This window comes from Klebsiella pneumoniae complex sp. WS1778, from assembly GCF_049472055.1.
In the GTDB taxonomy this organism is placed as follows: Bacteria; Pseudomonadota; Gammaproteobacteria; order Enterobacterales; family Enterobacteriaceae; genus Klebsiella; species Klebsiella quasipneumoniae.
In genome coordinates this window covers 1,564,866-1,588,239 of the sequence record NZ_JBKGTJ010000001.1, presented here as the reverse complement: position 1 = coordinate 1,588,239, position 23,374 = coordinate 1,564,866, and the positions used below count along the sequence as shown (strand labels likewise).

The window sequence follows — 23,374 nt, the reverse complement described above, 5'->3', positions numbered from 1 at the left end:
GAAATTATTCATAACGTGAATGTTATAACGATTGTAAAGAAACGTATGGCTTCGGAGACTTCTGGTAGTTTGTCTCTGGCCTCTGTGGTGCAATGGTCGGAGTAGCGGCAATAATGCTTTATGAATAGTCACTTAGTGCGACAATTCTTAAAGCGCAGGGAAAGCGGTCAACGTCAGCCAAAAATAAAACTTGACTGCGATCATGTTTCAGCTTTAAACATCTCACTTGCATGCATAAAAATGTGAAATGAATTGGCATGCGAGCTGGTACAGACATTACGGATAATCCCTGAGCACGGCAGTGGACAACATCGAAGGATCACAGGTATATGAACTGGCAACTCATCTCATTTTTTGGCGATAGCACCGTTTTGCTGCCCAGCGCAGCGGCGCTGTTTATTGTCCTGATGCTGCGTAAAACGTCGCGGTTGCTGGCGTGGCAGTGGAGTTTGCTGTTCGGCATCACCGGCGCCATTGTCTGCGCCTCCAAACTGGCCTTTATGGGCTGGGGTCTGGGCATTCGTGAGCTGGATTACACCGGCTTCAGTGGCCACTCAGCGCTCTCCGCGGCCTTCTGGCCTATCTTCTTATGGCTGCTCAGCGCTCGTTTTTCGGCGGGTGTGCAAAGAGCAGCGGTCGCCACCGGCTATGTTTTAGCCGCAGTGGTGGGGTATTCACGGCTGGTCATCCATGCGCATTCCGTCTCGGAAGTGATAGCTGGCCTGCTGCTGGGCGCTGCCGGCAGCGCTTTGTTCCTGCTGCTGCAAAAACGTACCGCCCGTGCGGATAGCGTGAATATTTCCTGGGGCGGCGCTGTGTGCCTGGTGATGGTCCCGCTTATCCTGTTGCATAGCGGCAATAAGGCGCCAACTCAGTCCCTGCTGGGGCAAATTGCTATTGCGGTAGGCCCGCTGGATAAACCCTTTACCCGCAACGACCTGTACAAGCAGGTCTGGTAATTGCCATTTGTTTTACAGGGGAAATTAAGTTTTTGCTGGTTAATTAGTCAAATAAGAAAATAATCTACTATATGCCGGGCTATTGATAATTCATATTTATGAAATAATGAAGTGCTACTACATTGCTATTGCATATTTGCCTGGATATAGCCGTGTTCAGACGTTTCTTAAATGCGATGAGAAAGAACCTGGAGCACGTCTGCTGAATATTCCGTTACCAGGAAACTATTAGAAATTGTAGTTGACTTAGACGCCATCATCTGATTTTTGAACGACGCGACATTAACGTAAAAGATCTTGTTTTACAGATGGTTAGCTTCATGCTTGATAGGTTAGCAACAACGGGACACTGTCTGGCCGTTTAACTTAGTGAATAATCTTAAGTGTTGACCGCTTATTTTTGCCAATAAAAGAGCAGGCGGTATTAAATGGCAGATATTCGGTAACAAGACTCCCAATTGTGACCGAAATCCCGTAAACTTAACGCCGCAAAAAATAAAGGCCTGACCAATTTATCACCCACAGGCCGATAAATACGCCGTTCAGGTAGTCAGTGCGCTGGTAGCTGTTAAGCCAGGGGCGGTAGCGTCGCTGAAACCACCTGCTGCAACACAAAACACCTTCTTTGAACGGCTATAAAAATCGACACTCTCTGGGTGATTAACGCGATGAGATATCTATGATGCTTATCAAATATCCTCAAAAAGGGTCAGGAGCGGCTGCTGATATCACCTTTAAACCAACTTTCCCGTCTCATCGATAGCCTGTAGGGTAAAATTCGCCTACATTGTGAGCTGGGTGGAAGTTATAAGGCTAACAAGCAGCTTAGGGTAACTGTACTTGCCTCGCCGGTGTTGCACAGTGAAGTCAGCTGGTGCCGCGAGCGCTTTCTATCTTGGTATTCCCCTCATTCTCATTGAGATACGACAGCGGGGCTGAAAATGGATCTTGTACAATGATAAAAATTGCGCGCATTGCCGTGACGCTGGGCTTGCTTTCCTCACTGGGAGTCCAGGCTTACGCGGCCGGGTTAGTAGTAAATGATAATGATCTGCGAAACGACCTTGCCTGGCTTTCCGATCGTGGGGTCATCCATCTGAGCCTGTCGACCTGGCCGCTAAGTCAGGAAGAGATCGCCAGGGCGCTAAAAAAGGCCAAACCGTCCTATTCTTCTGAACAAGTGGTGCTGGCCCGTATCAATCAGCGACTGTCTGCCCTAAAAGCGGATTTCCGGGTCACCGGCTACACTTCAACCGATCAGCCGGGCACCCCACAGGGTTTTGGCCAGACGCAGCCGGCAGATAACTCGTTAGGCCTGGCGTTTAACAACAGCGGCGAATGGTGGGATGTCCACCTTCAGGGGAACGTCGAAGGGGGGGAGCGGATCAGTAACGGATCGCGTTTCAACGCCAACGGCGCCTACGGCGCGGTGAAATTCTGGAACCAGTGGCTCTCCTTTGGTCAGGTTCCGCAGTGGTGGGGGCCGGGCTATGAAGGAAGCCTGATCCGCGGGGATGCAATGCGACCGATGACCGGTTTCCTGATGCAGCGAGCCGAGCAGGCGGCGCCGGAAACCTGGTGGCTGCGCTGGGTAGGCCCGTGGCAGTACCAGATCTCCGCTAGTCAGATGAATCAATATACCGCTGTGCCTCATGCCAAAATTATCGGCGGACGCTTTACCTTCACACCGTTCCAGTCATTAGAATTAGGTGCGTCGCGTGTTATGCAGTGGGGTGGTGAAGGACGGCCTGAGTCATTTAGCAGCTTCTGGGATGGCTTCACTGGCCATGATAATACCGGAACAGATAATGAACCGGGTAACCAGCTGGCCGGCTTTGACTTTAAGTTTAAACTCGAGCCAACTCTCGGCTGGCCGGTCAGTTTCTATGGACAGATGATCGGCGAGGATGAGTCAGGTTATCTGCCTTCTGCCAATATGTATCTGGGCGGTGTCGAAGGCCACCATGGCTGGGGTAAGGACGCGGTGAACTGGTATTTGGAAGCGCACGACACGCGGACCAATATGAGTCGCTATGGTTACAGCTACACTCATCATATCTATAAGGATGGTTACTACCAGCAGGGTTATCCGCTGGGGGATGCGATGGGGGGAGATGGCCAGTTATTCGCCGGTAAGGTTGAGCTGATAACAGAGGACAATCAGCGTTGGAGTACGCGTTTGGTATATGCCAAGGTAAATCCAAAAGATCAACCAATTAATAAAGCATTCCCTCATTCAGACACATTGAAAGGTGTGCAGTTGGGCTGGAGCGGAGATGTTTATCAGTCGGTCCGCCTGAATACCTCCCTATGGTATACCAACGCTAACAACAGCGACAGCGATGACGTTGGGGCCAGCGCAGGGATAGAGATACCATTTAGTTTATAAGGCTGAATGCTGAAATCTGGGGAGAAGGGTGGTAGCGCTGCAGGACGCAGTCAGCTTTTATCTCTCCATAAGCCTGTAGGGAAGCAATGGCTATGACAGCTGCTCAGGAATTGGCAAATTTTGATTTACTGATGATGTGACATTATGAAGAAAAAAATCTTTAGATTTTCGGCATTAGCGTTGACAATTGGTTTTTTATCGGGTTGTACAATTATCCCTGGCCAGGGATTAAACAGTCTACGTAAGAACGTGGTTGAACTCCCGGATAGCGACTACGATCTGGATAAATTGGTTAATGTATATCCGATGACTCCAGGCTTAATTGATCAACTCCGCCCGGAGACTGTTCTCGCGCGTCCGAATCCACAGTTGGATAATTTACTACGTAGTTATGAATATCGCATTGGTGTAGGCGATGTATTGATGGTCACTGTTTGGGACCATCCTGAACTGACTACCCCTGCAGGTCAGTACCGTAGCGCCAGCGATACTGGTAACTGGGTTAACTCCGACGGTACCATTTTCTATCCTTATATCGGTAAAGTGCAGGTGGCGGGGAAAACACTTAGCCAGGTACGCCAGGATATAGCCAGCCGTTTGACAACTTATATTGAAAGTCCACAGGTTGATGTAAGTATTGCTGCATTTCGTTCTCAAAAAGCCTATGTGACTGGCGAAGTTGCAAAATCAGGTCAGCAACCGATCACTAATATCCCTTTAACAGTTATGGATGCTATAAACGCTGCGGGGGGCTTATCAGAGAACGCTGACTGGCGGAATGTTGTTTTGACGCATAATGGTAAAGACACCAAAATCTCACTTTACGCTCTAATGCAAAAAGGGGATTTAACCGAAAACCGATTGCTTTATCCCGGTGATATTCTGTTTGTCCCTCGTAATGATGATCTTAAAGTGTTTGTGATGGGAGAAGTTGGTAAACAAAGCACAATGAAAATGGATCGGAGTGGGATGACTCTGGCAGAAGCGTTAGGTAATGCGGAAGGTATGTCGCAAGCATTCAGTGACGCAACAGGGGTATTCGTCATTCGACAGTTGAAGGGTGATAAACAGGGAAAAATTGCTAATATTTATCAGCTTAATGCGCAAGATGCTTCTGCAATGGTATTAGGCACGGAATTCCAGTTACAGCCATATGATATTGTATATGTCACAACTGCGCCTTTGGTACGTTGGAATCGTGTAATTTCACAGCTAGTTCCGACTATCACCGGTGTTCATGATATGACTGAAACAGTACGTTATATCAAAAGGTGGCCAAATTAATGTTTAATTCAATACTAGTTATATGCACTGGGAATATATGCCGTTCACCTATTGCTGAGAGAATATTGCGGAATTTGTTACCGAGTTTAAAAGTAGATTCAGCTGGAACAGGCGCAATGGTAGGCCATTCAGCTGACGAAACAGCAGCTCTTATTGCCGCAAAGCATAACATATCGTTAGATAATCATGAGGGGCGGCAATTAACAAGTGCAATGGCAAGAAATTACGATTTACTGTTAGTAATGGAACATTATCATGTCCAGCAAATTAATCAGATAGCACCAGAAGTAAGAGGGAAAACAATGTTGTTAGGGCATTGGCTAGGAGGCAAAGAAATTCCAGATCCGTATCGAAAAAGTGAAGAGGCGTTTGAGCTAGTTTATAAGCTAGTAGAACAAAGTTGCAGTGGTTGGGCGAATAAACTCGGTTGATTATTTAGGAATGAATAGTATGTCCTCATTGGCAAATAACAAAACTTCACCACAAGATTCTGACGAAATTGATCTGGGAAGAATAATAGGTGAAATACTTGATCATCGTAAATTAATAATAGCAGTTACAGCTGTTGTGACATTTGTTGCTTTAGTGTATGTCCTTTTAGCAACACCTGTCTATCAAGCAAATGCACTAATTCAAATAGAGCAAAAGCAGGGGAATGCAATACTGAATAGTTTGAGTCAGATGCTTCCAGATAGCCAGCCACAATCTGCTCCAGAAATATCGCTTTTACAGTCAAGAATGATCCTTGGGAAAACGATCGATGATCTAAACTTGCAATATAAAATAGAGCAAAAGCATTTTCCTGTTCTCGGTGCTGGCTTGTCTCGTCTTTTGGGTTTAAATGAAGGTTCTGTAGATGTAAAAAAGTTATATATCCCTAGTAATGGCGATGAAAGTCAGGATATTCTGCTAAAAATACTGGATGAAAGAAGATACCAGATTGTTACAGATAACATAACTATAAATGGCACTGTTGGAACACTTTTAAATAATAATGGCATTAGCATTCTTATTGATAAGATTAATGCTGATCCCGGAACAGAATTTTATATAAGATATGAAACTAAATTAAAAAAAATTGATGACCTTCAAAAAAAATTCAATGTGGCAGATCAAGGTAAAGATACTGGAATGCTTAACCTTACGTTAGTAGGGGAGGATCCAAAATTAATTAGAGAAATTCTGAACAGCATTAGTCAGAACTATTTGGCACAGAACGTTGAAAGACAGGCAGCTCAGGATGCCAAAAGCTTAGAATTTTTAAATGAACAATTACCAAAAGTCCGAAGTGATTTAGATGCTGCGGAAGATAAGTTAAACAATTATCGGAAGCAAAAAGACTCTGTAGATTTAACTATGGAGGCAAAATCTATCCTCGATCAGATTGTAAATGTAGACAATCAATTAAACTCTCTAACTTTTAGGGAGGCTGAGGTTTCGCAACTTTATACTAAAGAACATCCAACGTACAAAGCGTTAATGGAGAAGAAAAAAACTTTACAAGAAGAAAAAGCCAAACTGAACAAACGCGTGAGTTCTATGCCTTCTACTCAACAAGAAGTTTTGCGATTGAGTAGAGATGTTGAGTCTGGTAGAGCAGTCTACTTGCAGTTGTTAAATAGACAACAAGAATTAAATATCGCAAAGTCAAGTGCAATAGGTAATGTGAGAATAATTGACCAAGCAATAACAGAACCAAAACCGATACAGCCGAAATCATTAATTGTGGTTGCTGTTGGAATTCTTGCAGGGTTGTTTATTTCAATTGGTATTGTGCTTGTTAAAGTTTATTTAAGAAGAGGTATAGAGTCTCCAGAACAATTGGAGGAAATGGGGATAAATGTTTATGCTAGCATACCTGTTTCAGAATGGCTTACTAAAAACTCTAGTAAGATAAAACTGAAAAAAAATGAATCTGAAAAGCTGTTGGCAATTGAAAACCCTGCGGACTTAGCTGTAGAAGCTATTAGAAGCTTACGTACTAGCCTGCATTTTGCAATGATGGAAGCAAAAAATAATGTTTTAATGATTTCAGGTGCTAGCCCGAACGCAGGGAAAACATTTATCAGTACTAACTTATCGGCAACCATAGCTTCCACAGGCAAAAAAGTTCTTTTCATCGATGCTGACCTTCGTAAAGGTTATGTGCATAAGATGCTTGGTGGACAAAACATCCATGGGCTTTCAGATGTTTTGTCAGGACAAAGTTCAGTTGAAAGTGTAATAGAACGAATTCCAAGTGCGGAATTTGATTATATAGGAAGAGGCCAGGTCCCACCAAATCCTGCGGAATTATTAATGCACCGACGATTCGAAGCATTATTAAAATGGGCTTCTGATAACTATGAGCTTGTAATTATTGATACTCCTCCAATTTTAGCTGTGACTGATGCTGCAATTATTGGTCGTTATGCTGGGACAACTCTTTTGGTTGCAAGATTTGAGGAAAACACTGCGAAGGAAATTGCTGTTAGCGTTAAACGTTTTGAGCAAAGTGGTGTACTGGTTCGTGGCTGTATACTTAATGGTGTAGTTAAAAAGGCTAGTAGCTATTATGGTTACGGATATAACCATTATGGTTATTCATACGATAATCAGAAAAAATAACATCCTAAACCAACGTAGTAAAAGGGATTTTACTACGTTGGATAGACACAAATGAGATTAAAATGAGAAAGTTGGGTTTCATATATAAGTATATAGATCAGTTTTTTTTCTCATTACTTAATGTTGGTACTATTGCTTTTGTATCCAAATATTTAAGTTCAGAGTTGGCTGCTAAATATATTCTTATAAACACATATGCTTCATTTTCATTAATTGTTGTTGTTGCATTAGTAATTACACCCTTTTGGGTTCATTCAGCCAATCGGAATTCAGATAATTTTGTTTTTGGGTCGAAATTTGCAATAAATTTGTCATTGCTGACAGGTGTAATAATTTCTGCAGTATATATATTAAAACAAAACGGGAATTGTTATGACGTAATTCAAATAATATTAGTATCAGTAAGTTACCCAATGTATGATTTTCTTCGTAGAACATTATATGTTGAAAATAAAGAAATAATATCAGCAATAACCACTGTTGTCTTATCTATGTTTATAGGTGTTGGTTATTGGTTATTATATTTACAAGGCGCGACAAGTTATCAACCATATGTATATCTATTGGCTATAGGGCTAATTATTGCTTCGTGTGCACTTCTTATCAGTAACTTAATAATAAGAAAGACTGATGCAAAAGAAGGAAATATAGAGGATAAAAATTATTACCATAAAATTAAAGAGTATTTTGTTTATGGTAGATGGTCTGCTATATCCATGATTTGTTTTTGGCTTTCTACTCAGGGCTTGTTTGTGTTTTTATATGGTAAAATATCAGATGATGAACTTGTCGTGAGCAGGTTGTGTTTGAGTTTAACTGGTATTATTTCAATTTATTTTGCTTCAATAGAAAATAAATTGATGCCAGACTTGAGACGCGCATATGTATCAAATGATATTAATTATATAAAAACACAATGGAAGATGTATTGGCGAAATGGGCTTTTAATCTCTATACCATTGTCATTATCTATATATGTCATTTACATATTTTATTATGGTGGGAATTTAAAGTATTCTATCCCATTTATTTTATTAGCTTTATATCAAATATTGACGGGGGTGTTTAAGTATTATGCCTATGTATTGAAGTCAGCTCAAAAACATAAAGAAACCTTTTACTCAAATTTGTTTGGAGTTGTGTTTACATATATTTTAGCATATTCCTTTATATTTACTGCTCAAAATGTCATAGCGTTAATGGTATTGGCTAATGGTATTCTTTGTTCTGTTGCATATTATTTTTTCTTGAAAAAGGATGGAGTTTTAAATGAAAAATAAACAATTAAATACTGTCGAAAGTAAAATTGGTGTGTTAGATACCAGCATCTCATCAATGAACGTAGGCGATTACATTATTATGGATTCAGCCTATAAGAGGATTAATTCCGTTTTTGATAATGCGCAAAAAGTTAGTTTCCCAACACATGAAAGAATTAATAGAGTTGGATTTAAACGCCAAAAAGAAATAGCTATAAATTTTTTATGCGGGACGAACTGTCTTAATTCAAAAATGATGTTGCATCGTCAATGGAACGTTGGGTTTCTTAATTCTGTATTCATGAAAGATGTAATAACATTAGGTGTAGGCTGGCAAAATTATCAAGGCAAACCGGATTTTTATACAAAGACATTATTGAAACGACTTCTTTCTTGTGACTATCTCCATTCAGTAAGGGACAACTATACTTTAGAAATGCTGCAAAATGCAGGGATATCAAATGTTATTAATACATCATGCCCGACGATGTGGGATCTTACAGAAGAACACTGTGCAGCAATTCCATCCTATAAATCAGAAAATGTTATTTTCACATTAACTGATTATAGAGAAGATAAAGTTAAAGACTTAGAGCTTATAAACTCACTATTAAAATCATATAATAAAGTTTATTTCTGGGTTCAAGGTTCAAAGGATTATGTCTACTTTAATAGTTTTGGTGATGTTGTGAAAGACATTATCGTAGTTCCGCCTAATTTATATGATTTTGATAAAGTGCTTAATAGTGATGAGTCATTGGAATATATTGGTACGCGTTTGCATGCAGGTATTCGTGCATTGCAAAAGAAAAGGAGAAGTATCATTATATCAGTGGATAATAGGGCGGAAGAAAAGAAAAAAGATTTCAATCTTAAAGTCATTCCTCGTGATATGAGTTCAAGCGATTACTGCAAAATATACAGCGAAGAATTCGATACGAAAATTACCTTGCCAAATTCTGAAATAGAGAAATGGAAAACTCAGTTTAAATAAATTCAGGGGTTTAAATGAAAGTCTTACATATTATATCCTCTCCTGCCGCAGGAGGGGCTGAAATGTACGTCAAAGATCTATCTATAGCAATGGCTGAAAAAGGTCATGACGTTTTTATTTTATTTATAAGTCATGCTAAAGAAATAGCCAGAGATACATCATTTGAAATGCTCTTTTTGGAGGAGATAAGGAATAAAGGAATACAGTATGATTTTATTGGAAACAGCTGTAAAAAAAATCCGTTAAAGGGGATTCTTAAGTTACGGAAAGTTGTTCACTTGTTTAAACCGGATGTTCTGCATTCTCATTTATACTATGGCGCCGTTTTCTCACTTTTTGCGAAAGCAAAGAGGAAAGTTTATACTCATCATAATATTGATCTTGGTGCAAATAAAAACATTTATAAATTACTCGATTTAGGCATTGATGATTATATAGGAATATGTCGAGCATGTCAGGATATGTTAAAAAACATCGCCAGACAACCTGTGACATTAATTACAAATGGTGTAGCCGAAAACAGAGTTATTAAAAAAGATAATTATCATCCGGGTTCTCCATTAAGAATATTAATGGCTGGTAGGTTAACTGTACAAAAAAATTTCAAACTGATGCTTGATGCATTGGCGCATAATCCAAATTTAAATATTAATTTGCAGATAGCGGGTGAGGGGCCGGAACGTCAGCTATTAGAGGATTATGCAACTAGAATAGGGTTATTATCTAAAGTTAAATTTTTGGGGAACTGCGATAATATTAAAGAAATTATGCCAACTGTTGACATTTTTGCTATGTCATCAGCATGGGAGGGTTTACCTATTGCACTTATCGAAGCAACATTAACGGGATTACCTGTAATTGTTACTGATGTTGGTGGTTGTCGTGAAATAGTTGAGCATGTAGGCAACGGTATTGTCGTAAATTCACAAGATTGCAAAGAGTATGCTGATAAATTATATGAATTAACAAGTAATACAGCACTATTAAATGAATTTCATTACAATGCATTGCATAATAGTCAAGAGTATACAATACAGTATGCAGTTGAAAAACATATTTCACTTTATAATAAAAAATATGAGTGAGGTGCAATGAAAGTATTTCGCTTAATTTCGTCAGATAAAAAGACAGGATCTAAAAATGATGTTTTTATATCGTTGTTTATATGGTATATGGCAATTGCATTCCTGCTCTTTTTAGCTGTATATAAAGAGACTGTTATCCCAAAATATTTTTTCTTTGATGCAAATACAATCGCTGATTATATTCAGTATGCCAAAAGTTTAGTGCCAGGTGATTCATTTGCTAATACAGCCCTCTTTTATAAAGTTTTAGGCGTAGGGAGAACGTCTTTTGTATTTTCAATATTTGCAGCAATAATAATAGTATTCGGTTTTTATATTCATGTAAAAAACAGAACGAATACATTAAGTTTTATTGATATAGCTTTACTTTATTTTTATATGCTATTGTCTGTCATATATATGACATTATTAAGTAAAGACTTTATCGTTTTCCTAATAATTTTACCTTTTTTGTATTTAACAAAAAAAAGAACTGCAGGGTTAATATGTTGGACAATACTCGCAGCCTTTTATGCATTTTACTTTAGAACATATTGGTTTCTTTTTTTAGGTGTCTTTTGGGGGTTGTATTTAGTCTGTGGATTAATTAATAAAACAAATAAGTTATTTATAATTTGTATATTAGCCTTGCTCTTTTTGGCTATTCTTTTACAGATAGCATTGGGTGTTGATGTAGATAATTTCAGGAAAATTGTTAATGATGTGCGACTTGATCAGGGCAATGAGAATGCAAACTCAATGATACTGCCTTTTATCCCCGGAGGAGGGTTAATAGTTGGATGGCTGAATGTTTCATTGACATGGATTTCATTCATGCTTCCCTTTCCTTTAATATTGTCTTTATCTTTGTATTATATTGTAATATCACTTCTTGTAATTATGCTATATTATAAGTTTTGGTATGCATTAAAAATAGAATTACAGAAAAACAAAAAAGTTAGAAATAATTCATGCATAGCACTCGCATGCTTAATTCTTTCATTCACTTTAACACAAAGTTTATTTGAACCAGACTATGGAAGCTATGTGAGGCATCTTGCTCCATTCTATCCATTGTTTTTCTACGTTATTTTCGCTAACAAATCGAATTCTATAGAGAGGGATGATGAAAGTAGTACATGCGGCTGAAACAATTCAGGGTGGAGTGGCAACTGTTTTAAAACAGCTTGCATTATATCAAGTAAAGTCTGGGGCTTTTTCACGTGTAAGATGTATTGTTCCTTCAAGCCAGTCGTCACAGCTAGAACCTCTTGAGAGTCAATATATTATAGGTTTTGAAAGAACGGGCCGAAATGTAACCTCATTAATTAAATTTACATTTGCATTGCTAAAAACATTACTAAAAGAAAAACCGGATGTAATACATTTACATAGTTCATTCGCTGGAATTATAGGAAGGGTTTTAACCTTTTTGTTATTCCCCTTGAATAGACCACGTGTAATTTATTGTCCGCATGCCTTTTCTTTTTTAATGAGTAATAATGGGGTTTTTAAAAATAAATTTTACATTACCATTGAAAAAATATTGGCAAAGGTTACAAGTGCTATTATATGTGTAAGTAATTATGAAAAAAAACAAGCAGTCATGGTTGGAATGCCAAAAGAAAAACTTCATGTTATTCATAACGGAGTTCCTGTAGTAAAAGATATACCACCTGAATGTTTGAATCCATATAATACGAGTAAGATTAACCTGTTATTTATTGGAAGATTTGATTATCAAAAAGGATTTGACTTATTATTGGATGCAATGAATAGTCTCAAGGGGACTGATTTTCATCTTACAGCCATTGGTAGTTCGGTACATTCGGATTTCAAATATGATGATGCGGAAAATATAACTTATACAGGATGGATGGCTTCAAAAGAAATTTCAAAATACCTAGCGTTTGCTGATTGCCTTGTCATCCCATCAAGATGGGAGGGTTTTGCTATGGTTCCATTAGAGGCAATGAGTTATGGGCTTCCAATTATTGCAAGTAATGCAACCTCACTACCTGAAGTTGTAGAACATAATAAAAATGGTCTTCTCTTTGATATTAATATAGCTAAAGATTTATTGAAGACCATAAAAATGTATGAGCCTGTTAAATTTAAGGAAATGGGAATTCATGGGAATGTGATCTTTAATGAGCTATATACTGATTCAAATATGATCAATCGCACGATGAATTTGTACATGAGCGAAGATGTTAAAAAATAGTCCTACTGCTTATTTTTTCGAGGATTCTATATGATTATCTCTGTACAATTTCTCCGCGCAATTGCTGCTTTATTTGTTGTAATTTCGCATATTAGTCTCAAGGGACTGCAATATAATATTAATTCTTTTCAATGGTTTCACATCGGAGGTTCTGGTGTAGATCTATTTTTTATTATATCCGGCTTTATTATGTGTTATACAACACATAATAGGAATATCAGTTTCACTAAATTTATATTTGCACGCTGTAAGCGTATTCTGCCATTGTATTGGCTTGTTACATTACTGGCTTTAGTGGTGTATATTGTAGCCCCAAGTTTAGTTAATAGTTCTGGGGGAGAAACAAGTATCTTTGCTTCATTTACTCTTATCCCTAATGGTGATAAATACCTGGTGCAAAATGGTTGGACCTTAAGTTATGAATTTTTATTCTATTTAATATTTGGCATTTCTCTTATTTTCAAGAATATATATCTCGTTATCTGCTCCTGCGTAATCACCATTTTAGTTTCATTCGGATTTATATTAAGAAATGAAGTGACTGATTTATCTCCGTTTCTGAATTTCCTAACCGATTCAATATTGTTAGAATTCATTTTCGGGATTTTCTGTTTTGTTTTATATAAAAAGACTTCGTTATCTTATATACATAGCTTAGTATTGATATGCCTTGGTTCATTCTTGATGTTTTATCAAAACGAGCATGGGTTTCTTGAGACAAGTTTTGGGCGAACTATCCATTCCGGTGTGCCTATGGTTTTGGTATTTCTAGGCACGATTGGGTTTGAATCATTATTACGTAACTACAACAATAATTTCATTTCTCGATTGGGAGTCCTTCTTGGGGATGCCTCATATTCTATTTATCTTACGCACCCATTTGTGCTTAGTCCAGTAGCTATAATCGGCAAGCATTTTGGATTATTAACATCATCACTGTTATTTTCCACTGTTCTTTTATTCTCTTCTTGCGTTGTCGGCATTTTTGTTTATTTATTTATAGAGAGACCTCTGCATACTTATATTAAGGATAGGTTTAGACTTAATAAAACTGCATCTGTATAACAGCCCGTTGCCCGAGGACCTCATGAATAAGCATGAAAATTCTATAGTAAATGTGAACAGAAGAGGGTGGTTGTTTAACCTTTTAACGTTGCCATTTATTGCTAGTATTCTCCCACCGAAAGCAAATGCTAATACATCCTCCAATATAAACACACATACGTCTCGAGTTATTGTAGTTGATAGAATAGAAAATATTAAAAATATTAGCTTTAATTTTGAAAATGAAAAATGTTATTTTTCAACAAATTCAAACCCCTTTCAAGATGGTTACTTTTTAGCTATTAGAAATACTGATTATAAAGACGATGGGGGGGTCTTCTTCCGAATTAATGAAAGCTACGGATGGTTGCGTGTTTTTTCAGGGAATGTGCAGGCTCAATGGTTTGGTGTCCAGTCTCAGAATACAGAGTGTGGCAAAGAAATTGTTCGCGCGATCAAATATATTGCGCATAATGGTGGTGTCCTAGAATTTTCGGCAGGTTATTATTTCATTGGTGAGCAACGAATCTCACTTGTTAAAGATGATATTAAAAATTCATTTACAATAGTTGGCAATGGTGAAAAAACTATTTTTGCCTTTGGAAATATTGATCCCGTTGCAAATCATGATGGAAAATTAATTAAAGAGCCTGTGCTTTTTTCTTTTATTGGTACAGATTCTGATGATTATCTTCCCTGTATTATCTTAAAAGATTTCTCAATAGACTATTCAAATCAAAAAAATAAAGGCGGCCATAGTTTAAACGAACTGGATCTTACTCATCCTTCACCTTTTTCCGTTGGTACAAATGCAATTTATTTTTACTATGCATATTTGCCTACAATAGAGAATGTATATATTAATGAAGTATATGGCAATGGAATTGTAATAAAAAAATGCTTTTTTCCTAAAGTTAGGAACTGTAAAGGGAATAATGTTTCAGCAGGTAATGTTGTTTCTCCGGATGGAAACATGGCTAAAGATTCGGATGGCGGTTTTTGCTTTCTTTGGTCCTGTTTTTCAGGAATTGTTGAGAATTGTATCGTATGGAATAAACGTGTTTACAAATCAAAATTTTCTTCCCTCGATAATCAAACCGAGATGCAGGGCACAATTTGCGGTTATATTGGTATTTGGGCTGAGTATTCGTTAACAAGAGATAATGATGTCCCTCCGCCGAGGCTAAATTGGTTAAAGAATAAGGATCTTATTTCAGATACACTCTCCAGTGGAATAGTTTTTAGAAACAACGTTGTATATGGATACACTATCGGAATAAAAACTGAGAGTTATGTTGATGCCATAATAGACGGTAATGTAGTATTAAATTGTTATCTACCAATTTTTGCCAGTGGTACCCGATGCACGATATCGTCGAATTGGGTTGATATGCTCCAATGCTCCGGTATTAAGTGTCCTCAGGGAGGGCTTGAGTTTAAGCGTTCATGCCTAGGTGGCGCTACTTGGGCAGAAAATAATGATACAAATATGAGCCTTCTTATTGAAAAGAATTATGTCAAGTCGGATATGTACCCCGTATTTCTTGCTAATAGAAATAATCTTGTCGTCAAAAATAATTACTTTTTAACAACAAAGAAAGGTAAGTTATTCGATTCTAAGGATAATAAAATTGTAACTGGTCTCGCGCTAATCGAAAATACATTTGTAATTGATGAGGCATACGAAGGCTCTTCCTCTCATATTACATATAATGCGAATGTGAAGTTCTTTGGGAATACCTTTATTAATAAATCCTTAAATCCATGTGAGATAGCTTTAGGAAATGATGGTGCTCATTCTTTTATTTTTAGAAATAACATTTTTAGTGGTTTTTTTCAACTATTAAGTAACTCGCATATATGTTTTGATGAAAATGAAGTGTCTATGTCTAAAGTTGCTAAACCATTCATTGTGACAAAGTCATCAGGTGTAAAATTTAAAGGTAATAATTTTTATTTTGGCGAATTATCTAATGTCGCTATTTTTGATATCACCTCAAATAATGTTGATATAGTAAGTAACGTTATACAATCAGCACAAGTAACTGGGCCTGGTACCCCTCTGTTGTTTAATTTTAGCAGTGATAGCATTTATAATATTTCTTTGCAGAAAACAGAAGTTAATATTAATGGAAAAGAGGTTTTTTTAGCAAAGTTCAAAGATGTGCATTTATTGCACCTAGCTAAGAATACTTCGAATATTCCCTTGAATGTCGATGTTTCAGGTAAAGGTTACGGGCCGTTTTACATGGTTGGAAACTCATTTAAGACTATTCAAGGTATTGATGGTTATAATCCGAATGATATGAATAACATTTCACCATTATATACAGCAAGTGTTGGTGAAGTTTTATATTCACTCAAGCCAGAAATTGGTAGCGATATTGGTATTATATATACTGCAAATGGCTGGCATAAGATTGGCAAGTTACATTAGTTGGCCATTACAACGCCTTCATAAATCTGCATTTAAAACTAGCATGAGAATAATATATTATGACGGTTTTCAAAAATAAAGCGAAATCGAAAGCAAATGCTTCTATTATATCAATGTTACAAAGATTCTCAGATATATTTATTATATTTGTAGGTGTTTATTTTATATGTAAGCTGAATCAAATAACGATTGGTTATATTCATTTGTTGTTAGCCCTGTTGGTCCTTGTTATCTTCCAGATGATTGGGGGGATTACTGACTTTTATCGCTCTTGGCGAGGTGTTAAATTTTTAACTGAATTAAATTTGATAATTCAGAACTGGACGCTTAGCATTTTGATTGCTAGCGGTGTATTTTCTATTTTTATAGATTACGATCTTAGCTTTAAATTCATATTCCAATGGTATGTCTTTGTTGATGTCGGTTTTGTATTAAGTCGTTCCTCTATCAGATTTTTGGCCGGTATAGTTCGCAAACTAGGATATAATACACGAAGAGTCGCAGTGGCTGGATCTATGCCTGTTGGGTTCAATTTACTCAAGGGCTTTTTGGATGAGCCGTGGTTAGGTTTTGTAGTTGCAGGAATTTACAATGATACGCCATTACCAGATAATATGGGAATTAATTATGCGGGTGATTTCACTCAGTTAGTTGAAGACGCAAAAAAAGGGAAATTAGACCGTATTTATATTGCCATGGATATGGCTGATGAAAAAAAATTGAAAAAAATTGTTAGGGAGTTAACCGACACAACTTGTTCTGTGATGTTGATTCCTGATATTTTTACTTTCAATATTCTCCAGTCAAAGATAGAAGAAGTAAATGGTGTTCCTGTTGTACCGTTGTTTGATACGCCTTTAAGTGGTATCAATATGGTGTTCAAACGAATTGAAGATATTATCGTATCCATGTTGATTTTAATATTAATATCTCCTGTCCTCTGTGTTATTGCTGTAACAGTAAAACTTACCTCCAAGGGGCCTGTTATATTTCGACAGACAAGATATGGCATGGATGGTAAACCAATTAAAGTTTGGAAATTTAGAAGTATGACCGTTATGGAGAACGACAACGTAGTAACTCAGGCTACAAAAAATGATGTCAGAGTGACTAAAGTTGGTCGTTTTCTTAGAAGAACCTCTCTTGATGAATTACCTCAGTTTTTTAATGTTTTGCTTGGGGGAATGTCTATTGTGGGACCTCGCCCTCATGCTGTAGCACACAATGAACAATATCGAATTTTAATTGATGGGTATATGTTACGTCATAAAGTTAAACCCGGAATTACAGGTTGGGCACAAATTAATGGTTGGCGCGGTGAAACTGATACTTTGGAAAAAATGCAAAAGCGCGTTGAATATGATCTTGAGTATATCCGTGAGTGGAGTGTATGGTTAGATTTAAAGATTATTTTTTTAACAGTGTTTAAAGGTTTTATCAGTAAAACAGCATATTAATTATTTTTTTCGATTTCCACCTGATTAGTAGCATTTATTTACAATTTTAACTTTCCACTATACGTCTTATTTAATTTGTTATATATTATTTTTTTATCAGTTGTGAAGTTTCGTAGTACTATATCTGACAGGAGTAAGTAATGTCCAAACAACAGATCGGGGTTGTCGGTATGGCCGTGATGGGGCGTAACCTTGCGCTGAACATCGAAAGCCGTGGTTATACCGTCTCCGTTTTCAACCGCTCCCGTGAAAAGACCGAAGAAGTGATTGCCGAAAACCCAGGCAAGAAACTGGTCCCTTACTACACAGTACAAGAGTTTGTTGAATCCCTTGAAACACCACGTCGTATCCTGTTGATGGTGAAGGCTGGGGCTGGCACTGACAGCGCCATCGATTCCCTGAAGCCTTACCTCGATAAAGGCGACATCATCATTGATGGTGGTAACACCTTCTTCCAGGACACTATCCGTCGTAATCGTGAGCTGTCTGCCGAAGGTTTTAACTTTATCGGTACCGGTGTTTCCGGTGGTGAAGAGGGGGCTCTGAAAGGGCCTTCCATCATGCCTGGTGGGCAGAAAGAAGCCTATGAGCTGGTTGCTCCGATTCTGAAGCAGATTGCTGCAGTTGCTGAAGACGGTGAGCCATGTGTGACCTATATCGGTGCTGACGGTGCTGGCCATTATGTGAAGATGGTTCATAACGGCATCGAGTATGGAGACATGCAGCTGATTGCCGAAGCTTATGCACTGTTGAAAGGTGGTCTGGCGCTTTCCAACGAAGAGCTTGCGCAAACCTTCACTGAATGGAACGAAGGCGAACTGAGCAGCTATCTGATCGATATTACCAAAGATATCTTCACCAAGAAGGATGAAGAAGGTAAGTACCTCGTTGATGTTATTCTTGATGAAGCTGCAAATAAAGGTACCGGTAAGTGGACCAGCCAGAGCTCACTGGATCTCGGCGAACCTCTGTCCCTGATCACCGAGTCCGTGTTTGCTCGCTATATTTCTTCGCTCAAAGACCAGCGTGTAGCCGCGTCGAAAGTGCTGAGTGGTCCGCAGGCTCAGTCGGCCGGTGATAAAGCTGAATTTATCGAAAAAGTGCGTCGTGCGTTGTACCTCGGTAAAATCGTTTCCTATGCTCAGGGCTTCTCCCAGCTGCGTGCTGCTTCCGATGAATACAACTGGGATCTTAACTACGGCGAGATCGCTAAGATTTTCCGCGCTGGCTGTATCATTCGTGCGCAATTCCTGCAGAAGATCACCGATGCTTATGCGCAAAACGCTGGCATTGCTAACCTCCTGCTGGCGCCGTACTTCAAACAGATCGCTGATGACTATCAGCAAGCGCTGCGTGATGTCGTGGCTTATGCCGTGCAGAATGGTATTCCGGTACCGACGTTCTCCGCCGCAATTGCCTACTACGACAGCTACCGTTCCGCAGTTCTGCCAGCTAACCTGATTCAGGCTCAGCGTGATTACTTTGGTGCGCACACCTATAAGCGTATTGATAAAGAAGGTGTATTCCACACAGAATGGCTGAGTTAGTTTAAGACTACACGCATTCAGGAAAGTCCTGATTTTCAGGACTTTCTTGGCTGCGTTCATATAAATCAATTGGTTGAATTATGATTTGCTAGTATTAAAGAATCTGATATAACTAATTCAATGATAGAAGGACTATTTCATAAAATTGCCCTTCACTAGATGTTAATAACCTTAAGTGTAATTGAATGAAAATCGCTATTGTTGGGACCGGCTATGTTGGTTTATCAAACGGTATTCTGATCGCGCAACGCCATGAGGTGGTTGCCCTAGATATCCTACAGACCAAAGTGGATATGCTTAACCAGAAGATCTCTCCAATTATGGATAAAGAGATTCAGGAATATCTGGCAGAAAAACCGTTAAATTTCCGTGCCACCACGGACAAGCACGACGCCTATCGTAATGCCGACTACGTGATCATTGCGACGCCGACCGATTATGATCCCAAAACCAACTACTTCAACACCTCTACAGTGGAAGCGGTTATTCGCGATGTCACAGAGATCAACCCGAACGCGGTGATGATCATTAAATCGACCATCCCGGTGGGGTTCACCCGCGACATCAAAGAACGTTTAGGGATTGATAATGTTATTTTCTCTCCTGAGTTCCTGCGTGAAGGCCGTGCGCTGTACGACAACCTGCACCCATCGCGCATTGTCATTGGTGAGCGCTCTGCGCGTGCCGAACGTTTCGCAGACCTGCTGAAAGAAGGCGCGATCAAGCAGGATATCCCGACCCTGTTTACCGACTCCACTGAAGCGGAAGCGATCAAACTGTTCGCGAACACCTATCTGGCGCTGCGCGTTGCCTATTTCAACGAGCTCGACAGCTATGCTGAAAGCCAGGGGCTGAACAGCAAGCAGATTATCGAAGGAGTATGCCTGGATCCGCGTATCGGCAACCACTATAACAACCCGTCCTTTGGCTACGGCGGCTACTGCCTGCCGAAAGATACTAAGCAGCTGCTGGCGAACTACGAATCGGTCCCGAACAATATCATCGCGGCTATCGTGGATGCTAACCGTACCCGTAAAGACTTTATTGCGGATTCTATTCTCGCCCGTAAGCCGAAAGTAGTGGGTGTATATCGGCTGATCATGAAGAGTGGTTCGGACAACTTCCGCGCCTCTTCTATTCAGGGGATTATGAAGCGCATCAAGGCGAAAGGTATTCCGGTTATTATCTATGAACCAGTGATGCAGGAAGATGAGTTCTTCAATTCCCGCGTCGTGCGCGATCTGGATGCCTTCAAACAAGAGGCGGATGTCATCATTTCCAACCGTATGGCGGAAGAGCTGGCGGATGTCTCAGAAAAGGTTTATACTCGCGATCTGTTTGGCAACGATTAATTCTGCCTGTCTGACACTGGCGGCTCCCCGCCGCCAGTATGCTTCTTTATCTCCCCGCTATATCCCTCACTGCGCGTATTTCTCGCACATTCAGATTAGCCTCAATAAATTGTGATGGACATTACGATCCTGCTCAAAACCCGTTGCGGATTGAAAACAGGTCCGATAAGTTAAACTTACCTTGTGAAGAGCTACCGTCACTGTGATGTAGATGCCGGAGATAAGCGCCGGGAGGTAAAACGAAGCCTGCAGCGCAGGCTTTTGTTATTTATGCCCTGAGGAAATATGAGGAACAGGGCGCGAGTAACGTTATTTTTTCTTGCCTTAAGGCCACGCCAAAACGCAGAATGAACGGTCATTCTGTCATATCATTTTTTTATCTCTTAATATTATCTTAATCTAAATGCAATATGGAGCGAGTCTTACCACTTGCGTTTATTAAACGTCAGTTTTGTTTTCTTTCTGTCTTTCAGATATGAAATTAAAAAGAAAACAGACACAGCAAGTAGTATGGCAGCGACCACTAAGAAAAATAGGTTTTCCATAATATCTACCACAGCTTTTTGTTGGTTGAATCATTAGCATGTTAAGCAACACGTCAGCCAGGAAGCGCTGAATCGCGATCTCTAACATATCCTGTTCTTAAGAAAATTCCTACAGAAAGTAATGTCTTTTATTTATCAGGAGAAAATGCTGAAGGAGCCATTAAAAATAGTATTGAAAAGAGTGACAGCAGGGGACCAGGCTTAAAGTTGTTGGCTTTTTCGCTGGCGGGCAGATGAAACTGGTTTCAGCACCGTCGTTAAAACCAGTAAAAATTATTCTTTAGCACAAAAAAGTATAGCCTGTGCCAGGCTCGGGTAAAGAAATGAATGATAAAGGAAGACAATACGGGATGCTTATCCGTTGCCGCAATCAGCGGATTGCGGCAGGGCAGAGACAGGTTAGATCTGATAGTAATCCTTATACCACTCCACGAAGTTCTTCACGCCTTCTTTCACTGATGTCTGTGGCTTAAAGCCCACCAGGTCATACAGCGGCTGGGTGTCTGCACTGGTGTCCAGCACATCGCCCGGCTGGATCGGCATCATATTCTTCTTCGCTTCCATCCCCAGGGCTTCTTCCAGGGCGGTGATATAATCCATCAGTTCCACCGGCGAGCTGTTGCCAATGTTATAGACCCGGTACGGCGCGGAGCTGGTAGCCGGGGAACCATTCTCAACGGTCCAGTCGGCATTGGCCTGCGGGATCACATCCTGAACGCGCACCACCGCCTCGACGATATCGTCGATATAGGTGAAATCGCGCTTCATCTTGCCGTAGTTGTAAACGTCGATACTTTTCCCTGCCAGCATCGCTTTCGTGAACTTGAACAGCGCCATATCCGGGCGGCCCCACGGACCATAGACCGTAAAGAAGCGCAGCCCGGTGGTCGGGATGCCGTACAGATGGGAATAGGTATGCGCCATCAGCTCATTGGCTTTCTTGGTGGCGGCGTACAGGGAAACCGGATGATCGACGGAATCCTCCGTGGAGAACGGCATTTTGCGGTTAAGGCCGTAAACCGAACTGGAGGAGGCGTACACCAGGTGTTTCACTTTGGTATGACGGCAGCCTTCCAGAATGTTCAGATACCCCATCAGGTTAGCGTCCGCGTAGGCATAGGGGTTTTCCAGCGAATAGCGCACGCCCGCCTGGGCCGCCAGGTGGATCACGCGGTCAAATTGTTCTGCGGCGAACAGCTTCGCCATCCCCTCACGGTCGGCAAGATCCAGCTGCTGGAAATGAAATGCCGGAGATGCCAGACGATCCAGGCGAGCCTGCTTCAGGCTGACGTCATAATAGTCGTTCATGTTGTCGATCCCGACAACATCATGCCCTTCATTCAGCAGGCGTTGCGCGATATGAAAGCCGATAAAACCTGCGGCACCAGTGACCAAAAACTTCATATTTTTCCTCCGGGGTGTGGATATCCCGTTCTACATAAGTGCCGATTTTACACTGGCTTGCGGTTGGGATCACTTGCTTTACAGTTGCAAAGTGTGCGTTGACATGAAGCTGGCCGGGAAAATCAAATGCTTTAATGCAAATGATTTGCATTTGAAATCGAGTCAAACCATCACTATGGTTACACGGAAAAAAACAGTTTGCAGGAATCAGCCCATACAAGTTCGATATCTTGAAAAAACATGACATGTATTTCCGAATGAAGAGGTATTGTTGTTCGTGAAATTCGAATTAATTAGTGTTGTTGTCACCAGAGATAACTTGTAATCAAAGGATGTATAGCAAGCTATTGAATGTTTTAACATTGTATCAAAAGTGTTCCATTCATACCTTGAATTAATTCACACCGCTTTTTGATTTTTATTCTGTATAACCAGCGCTATAATGCGGCGCTACCTTGTTGGGTACTAAGCGATGTTGAGTGTGCTGCACTTCGTAATGGTGATAGTGCGGCTTTGCCATGATATCAACGACCGAAGTGATGCTGAGAGGGATGATAGCCCGGCACTGAGCACATCTCTCTGCTTCAGAGAGATTCCTTTAGCTGTTTGGGAAAGTCCTGATAGCGAAAGGACATAGAAGCAAGCAAAGTGACCGCTGTTTGGCCGACTTGCCGTTTCCAGCACCATGAGAGCGTGGTTCATGTTCCGCTAACTTTAGCTGATGACATATACAAATTACTGCAGGCACTACGCATTTTGGTTGCGAAAGCCAATGGCGGTAGCGTGCCTGCGGTTGTTTGCTACTTCA

At 39.9% G+C, this 23,374-nt stretch carries 17 protein-coding genes; 15 read left to right on the top strand and 2 right to left on the bottom strand.

The window, feature by feature from the left end:
- Positions 1-329: 329 nt before the first annotated feature.
- The 15 genes from ACLEXF_RS08080 to ugd all read left to right on the top strand — a co-directional run bounded on the left by ACLEXF_RS08080 (position 330) and on the right by ugd (position 20,617).
- Entirely contained in the window at positions 330-959 is a 630-nt protein-coding gene (locus ACLEXF_RS08080) for a phosphatase PAP2 family protein (protein ID WP_069734090.1), read from the top strand.
- A 955-nt stretch (positions 960-1,914) separates the two neighbouring features.
- Positions 1,915-3,348, top strand: coding sequence for a capsule assembly Wzi family protein (locus ACLEXF_RS08075; protein ID WP_407259694.1), 1,434 nt, complete (start codon positions 1,915-1,917; stop codon positions 3,346-3,348).
- A gap of 144 nt (positions 3,349-3,492) precedes the next feature.
- Positions 3,493-4,632: a polysaccharide export protein gene (locus tag ACLEXF_RS08070; protein WP_407259695.1), complete on the top strand. Its 1,140-nt coding sequence runs from the start codon at positions 3,493-3,495 to the stop codon at positions 4,630-4,632.
- The gene (locus ACLEXF_RS08065; protein WP_269077179.1) at positions 4,632-5,063 is read left to right on the top strand and encodes a protein tyrosine phosphatase; all 432 of its coding nucleotides are present in this window, start codon (positions 4,632-4,634) and stop codon (positions 5,061-5,063) included. The genes ACLEXF_RS08070 and ACLEXF_RS08065 overlap by 1 nt, the downstream gene beginning before the upstream one ends.
- A 19-nt stretch (positions 5,064-5,082) precedes the next feature.
- Positions 5,083-7,239, top strand: coding sequence for a polysaccharide biosynthesis tyrosine autokinase (locus tag ACLEXF_RS08060; RefSeq protein ID WP_407259696.1), 2,157 nt, complete (start codon positions 5,083-5,085; stop codon positions 7,237-7,239).
- 62 nt (positions 7,240-7,301) lie between these two features.
- A complete protein-coding gene (locus ACLEXF_RS08055) occupies positions 7,302-8,519 on the top strand; it encodes a hypothetical protein (protein ID WP_230128011.1) in 1,218 nt (405 codons plus the stop codon).
- Entirely contained in the window at positions 8,509-9,492 is a 984-nt protein-coding gene (locus ACLEXF_RS08050) for a polysaccharide pyruvyl transferase family protein (RefSeq protein WP_230128014.1), read from the top strand. The genes ACLEXF_RS08055 and ACLEXF_RS08050 overlap by 11 nt, the downstream gene beginning before the upstream one ends.
- Positions 9,493-9,506: 14 nt before the next feature.
- On the top strand, positions 9,507-10,577 hold the full coding sequence (locus ACLEXF_RS08045; protein ID WP_230128017.1) for a glycosyltransferase: 1,071 nt from the start codon (positions 9,507-9,509) through the stop codon (positions 10,575-10,577).
- Positions 10,578-10,583: 6 nt separating this feature from the next.
- The gene (locus tag ACLEXF_RS08040) at positions 10,584-11,705 is read left to right on the top strand and encodes a hypothetical protein (protein ID WP_230128020.1); all 1,122 of its coding nucleotides are present in this window, start codon (positions 10,584-10,586) and stop codon (positions 11,703-11,705) included.
- Entirely contained in the window at positions 11,680-12,780 is a 1,101-nt protein-coding gene (locus ACLEXF_RS08035; protein WP_407259697.1) for a glycosyltransferase, read from the top strand. The genes ACLEXF_RS08040 and ACLEXF_RS08035 overlap by 26 nt, the downstream gene beginning before the upstream one ends.
- A gap of 30 nt (positions 12,781-12,810) precedes the next feature.
- A complete protein-coding gene (locus ACLEXF_RS08030) occupies positions 12,811-13,845 on the top strand; it encodes an acyltransferase family protein (RefSeq protein WP_407259698.1) in 1,035 nt (344 codons plus the stop codon).
- Between the two features lie 22 nt (positions 13,846-13,867).
- Positions 13,868-16,261 carry a hypothetical protein gene (locus ACLEXF_RS08025; protein ID WP_407259699.1) on the top strand — a complete coding sequence of 798 codons (2,394 nt, stop codon included), beginning with the start codon at positions 13,868-13,870 and terminating at the stop codon, positions 16,259-16,261.
- Positions 16,262-16,320: 59 nt separating this feature from the next.
- Positions 16,321-17,718 carry an undecaprenyl-phosphate glucose phosphotransferase gene (gene wcaJ / locus ACLEXF_RS08020; protein ID WP_117053763.1) on the top strand — a complete coding sequence of 466 codons (1,398 nt, stop codon included), beginning with the start codon at positions 16,321-16,323 and terminating at the stop codon, positions 17,716-17,718.
- 140 nt (positions 17,719-17,858) lie between these two features.
- On the top strand, positions 17,859-19,265 hold the full coding sequence (gene gndA, locus ACLEXF_RS08015; RefSeq protein ID WP_407259700.1) for an NADP-dependent phosphogluconate dehydrogenase: 1,407 nt from the start codon (positions 17,859-17,861) through the stop codon (positions 19,263-19,265).
- Positions 19,266-19,450: 185 nt separating this feature from the next.
- The gene (gene ugd / locus ACLEXF_RS08010) at positions 19,451-20,617 is read left to right on the top strand and encodes a UDP-glucose 6-dehydrogenase (protein ID WP_407259701.1); all 1,167 of its coding nucleotides are present in this window, start codon (positions 19,451-19,453) and stop codon (positions 20,615-20,617) included.
- Positions 20,618-21,039: 422 nt separating this feature from the next.
- Here the strand turns inward: ugd and ACLEXF_RS08005 are convergent, their stop codons facing one another.
- Complete coding sequence (locus tag ACLEXF_RS08005) at positions 21,040-21,162, bottom strand: small membrane protein (protein WP_000429184.1); 123 nt, start codon at positions 21,160-21,162, stop codon at positions 21,040-21,042.
- A 399-nt stretch (positions 21,163-21,561) separates the two neighbouring features.
- Positions 21,562-22,566, bottom strand: a complete 1,005-nt coding sequence (locus tag ACLEXF_RS08000) for an NAD-dependent epimerase (protein WP_325912100.1) — start codon at positions 22,564-22,566, stop codon at positions 21,562-21,564.
- Positions 22,567-23,374 lie beyond the last annotated feature (808 nt).

Bases quoted from the DNA above. Each gene is read 5' to 3' on its own strand.
- ACLEXF_RS08080 (WP_069734090.1), top strand. From the start codon at position 330: ATGAACTGGCAACTCATCTCATTTTTTGGCGATAGCACCGTTTTGCTG.
- ACLEXF_RS08075 (WP_407259694.1), top strand. From the start codon at position 1,915: ATGATAAAAATTGCGCGCATTGCCGTGACGCTGGGCTTGCTTTCCTCA.
- ACLEXF_RS08070 (WP_407259695.1), top strand. From the start codon at position 3,493: ATGAAGAAAAAAATCTTTAGATTTTCGGCATTAGCGTTGACAATTGGT.
- ACLEXF_RS08065 (WP_269077179.1), top strand. From the start codon at position 4,632: ATGTTTAATTCAATACTAGTTATATGCACTGGGAATATATGCCGTTCA.
- ACLEXF_RS08060 (WP_407259696.1), top strand. From the start codon at position 5,083: ATGTCCTCATTGGCAAATAACAAAACTTCACCACAAGATTCTGACGAA.
- ACLEXF_RS08055 (WP_230128011.1), top strand. From the start codon at position 7,302: ATGAGAAAGTTGGGTTTCATATATAAGTATATAGATCAGTTTTTTTTC.
- ACLEXF_RS08050 (WP_230128014.1), top strand. From the start codon at position 8,509: ATGAAAAATAAACAATTAAATACTGTCGAAAGTAAAATTGGTGTGTTA.
- ACLEXF_RS08045 (WP_230128017.1), top strand. From the start codon at position 9,507: ATGAAAGTCTTACATATTATATCCTCTCCTGCCGCAGGAGGGGCTGAA.
- ACLEXF_RS08040 (WP_230128020.1), top strand. From the start codon at position 10,584: ATGAAAGTATTTCGCTTAATTTCGTCAGATAAAAAGACAGGATCTAAA.
- ACLEXF_RS08035 (WP_407259697.1), top strand. From the start codon at position 11,680: ATGATGAAAGTAGTACATGCGGCTGAAACAATTCAGGGTGGAGTGGCA.
- ACLEXF_RS08030 (WP_407259698.1), top strand. From the start codon at position 12,811: ATGATTATCTCTGTACAATTTCTCCGCGCAATTGCTGCTTTATTTGTT.
- ACLEXF_RS08025 (WP_407259699.1), top strand. From the start codon at position 13,868: ATGAATAAGCATGAAAATTCTATAGTAAATGTGAACAGAAGAGGGTGG.
- wcaJ (WP_117053763.1), top strand. From the start codon at position 16,321: ATGACGGTTTTCAAAAATAAAGCGAAATCGAAAGCAAATGCTTCTATT.
- gndA (WP_407259700.1), top strand. From the start codon at position 17,859: ATGTCCAAACAACAGATCGGGGTTGTCGGTATGGCCGTGATGGGGCGT.
- ugd (WP_407259701.1), top strand. From the start codon at position 19,451: ATGAAAATCGCTATTGTTGGGACCGGCTATGTTGGTTTATCAAACGGT.
- ACLEXF_RS08005 (WP_000429184.1), bottom strand. From the start codon at position 21,162: ATGGAAAACCTATTTTTCTTAGTGGTCGCTGCCATACTACTTGCTGTG.
- ACLEXF_RS08000 (WP_325912100.1), bottom strand. From the start codon at position 22,566: ATGAAGTTTTTGGTCACTGGTGCCGCAGGTTTTATCGGCTTTCATATC.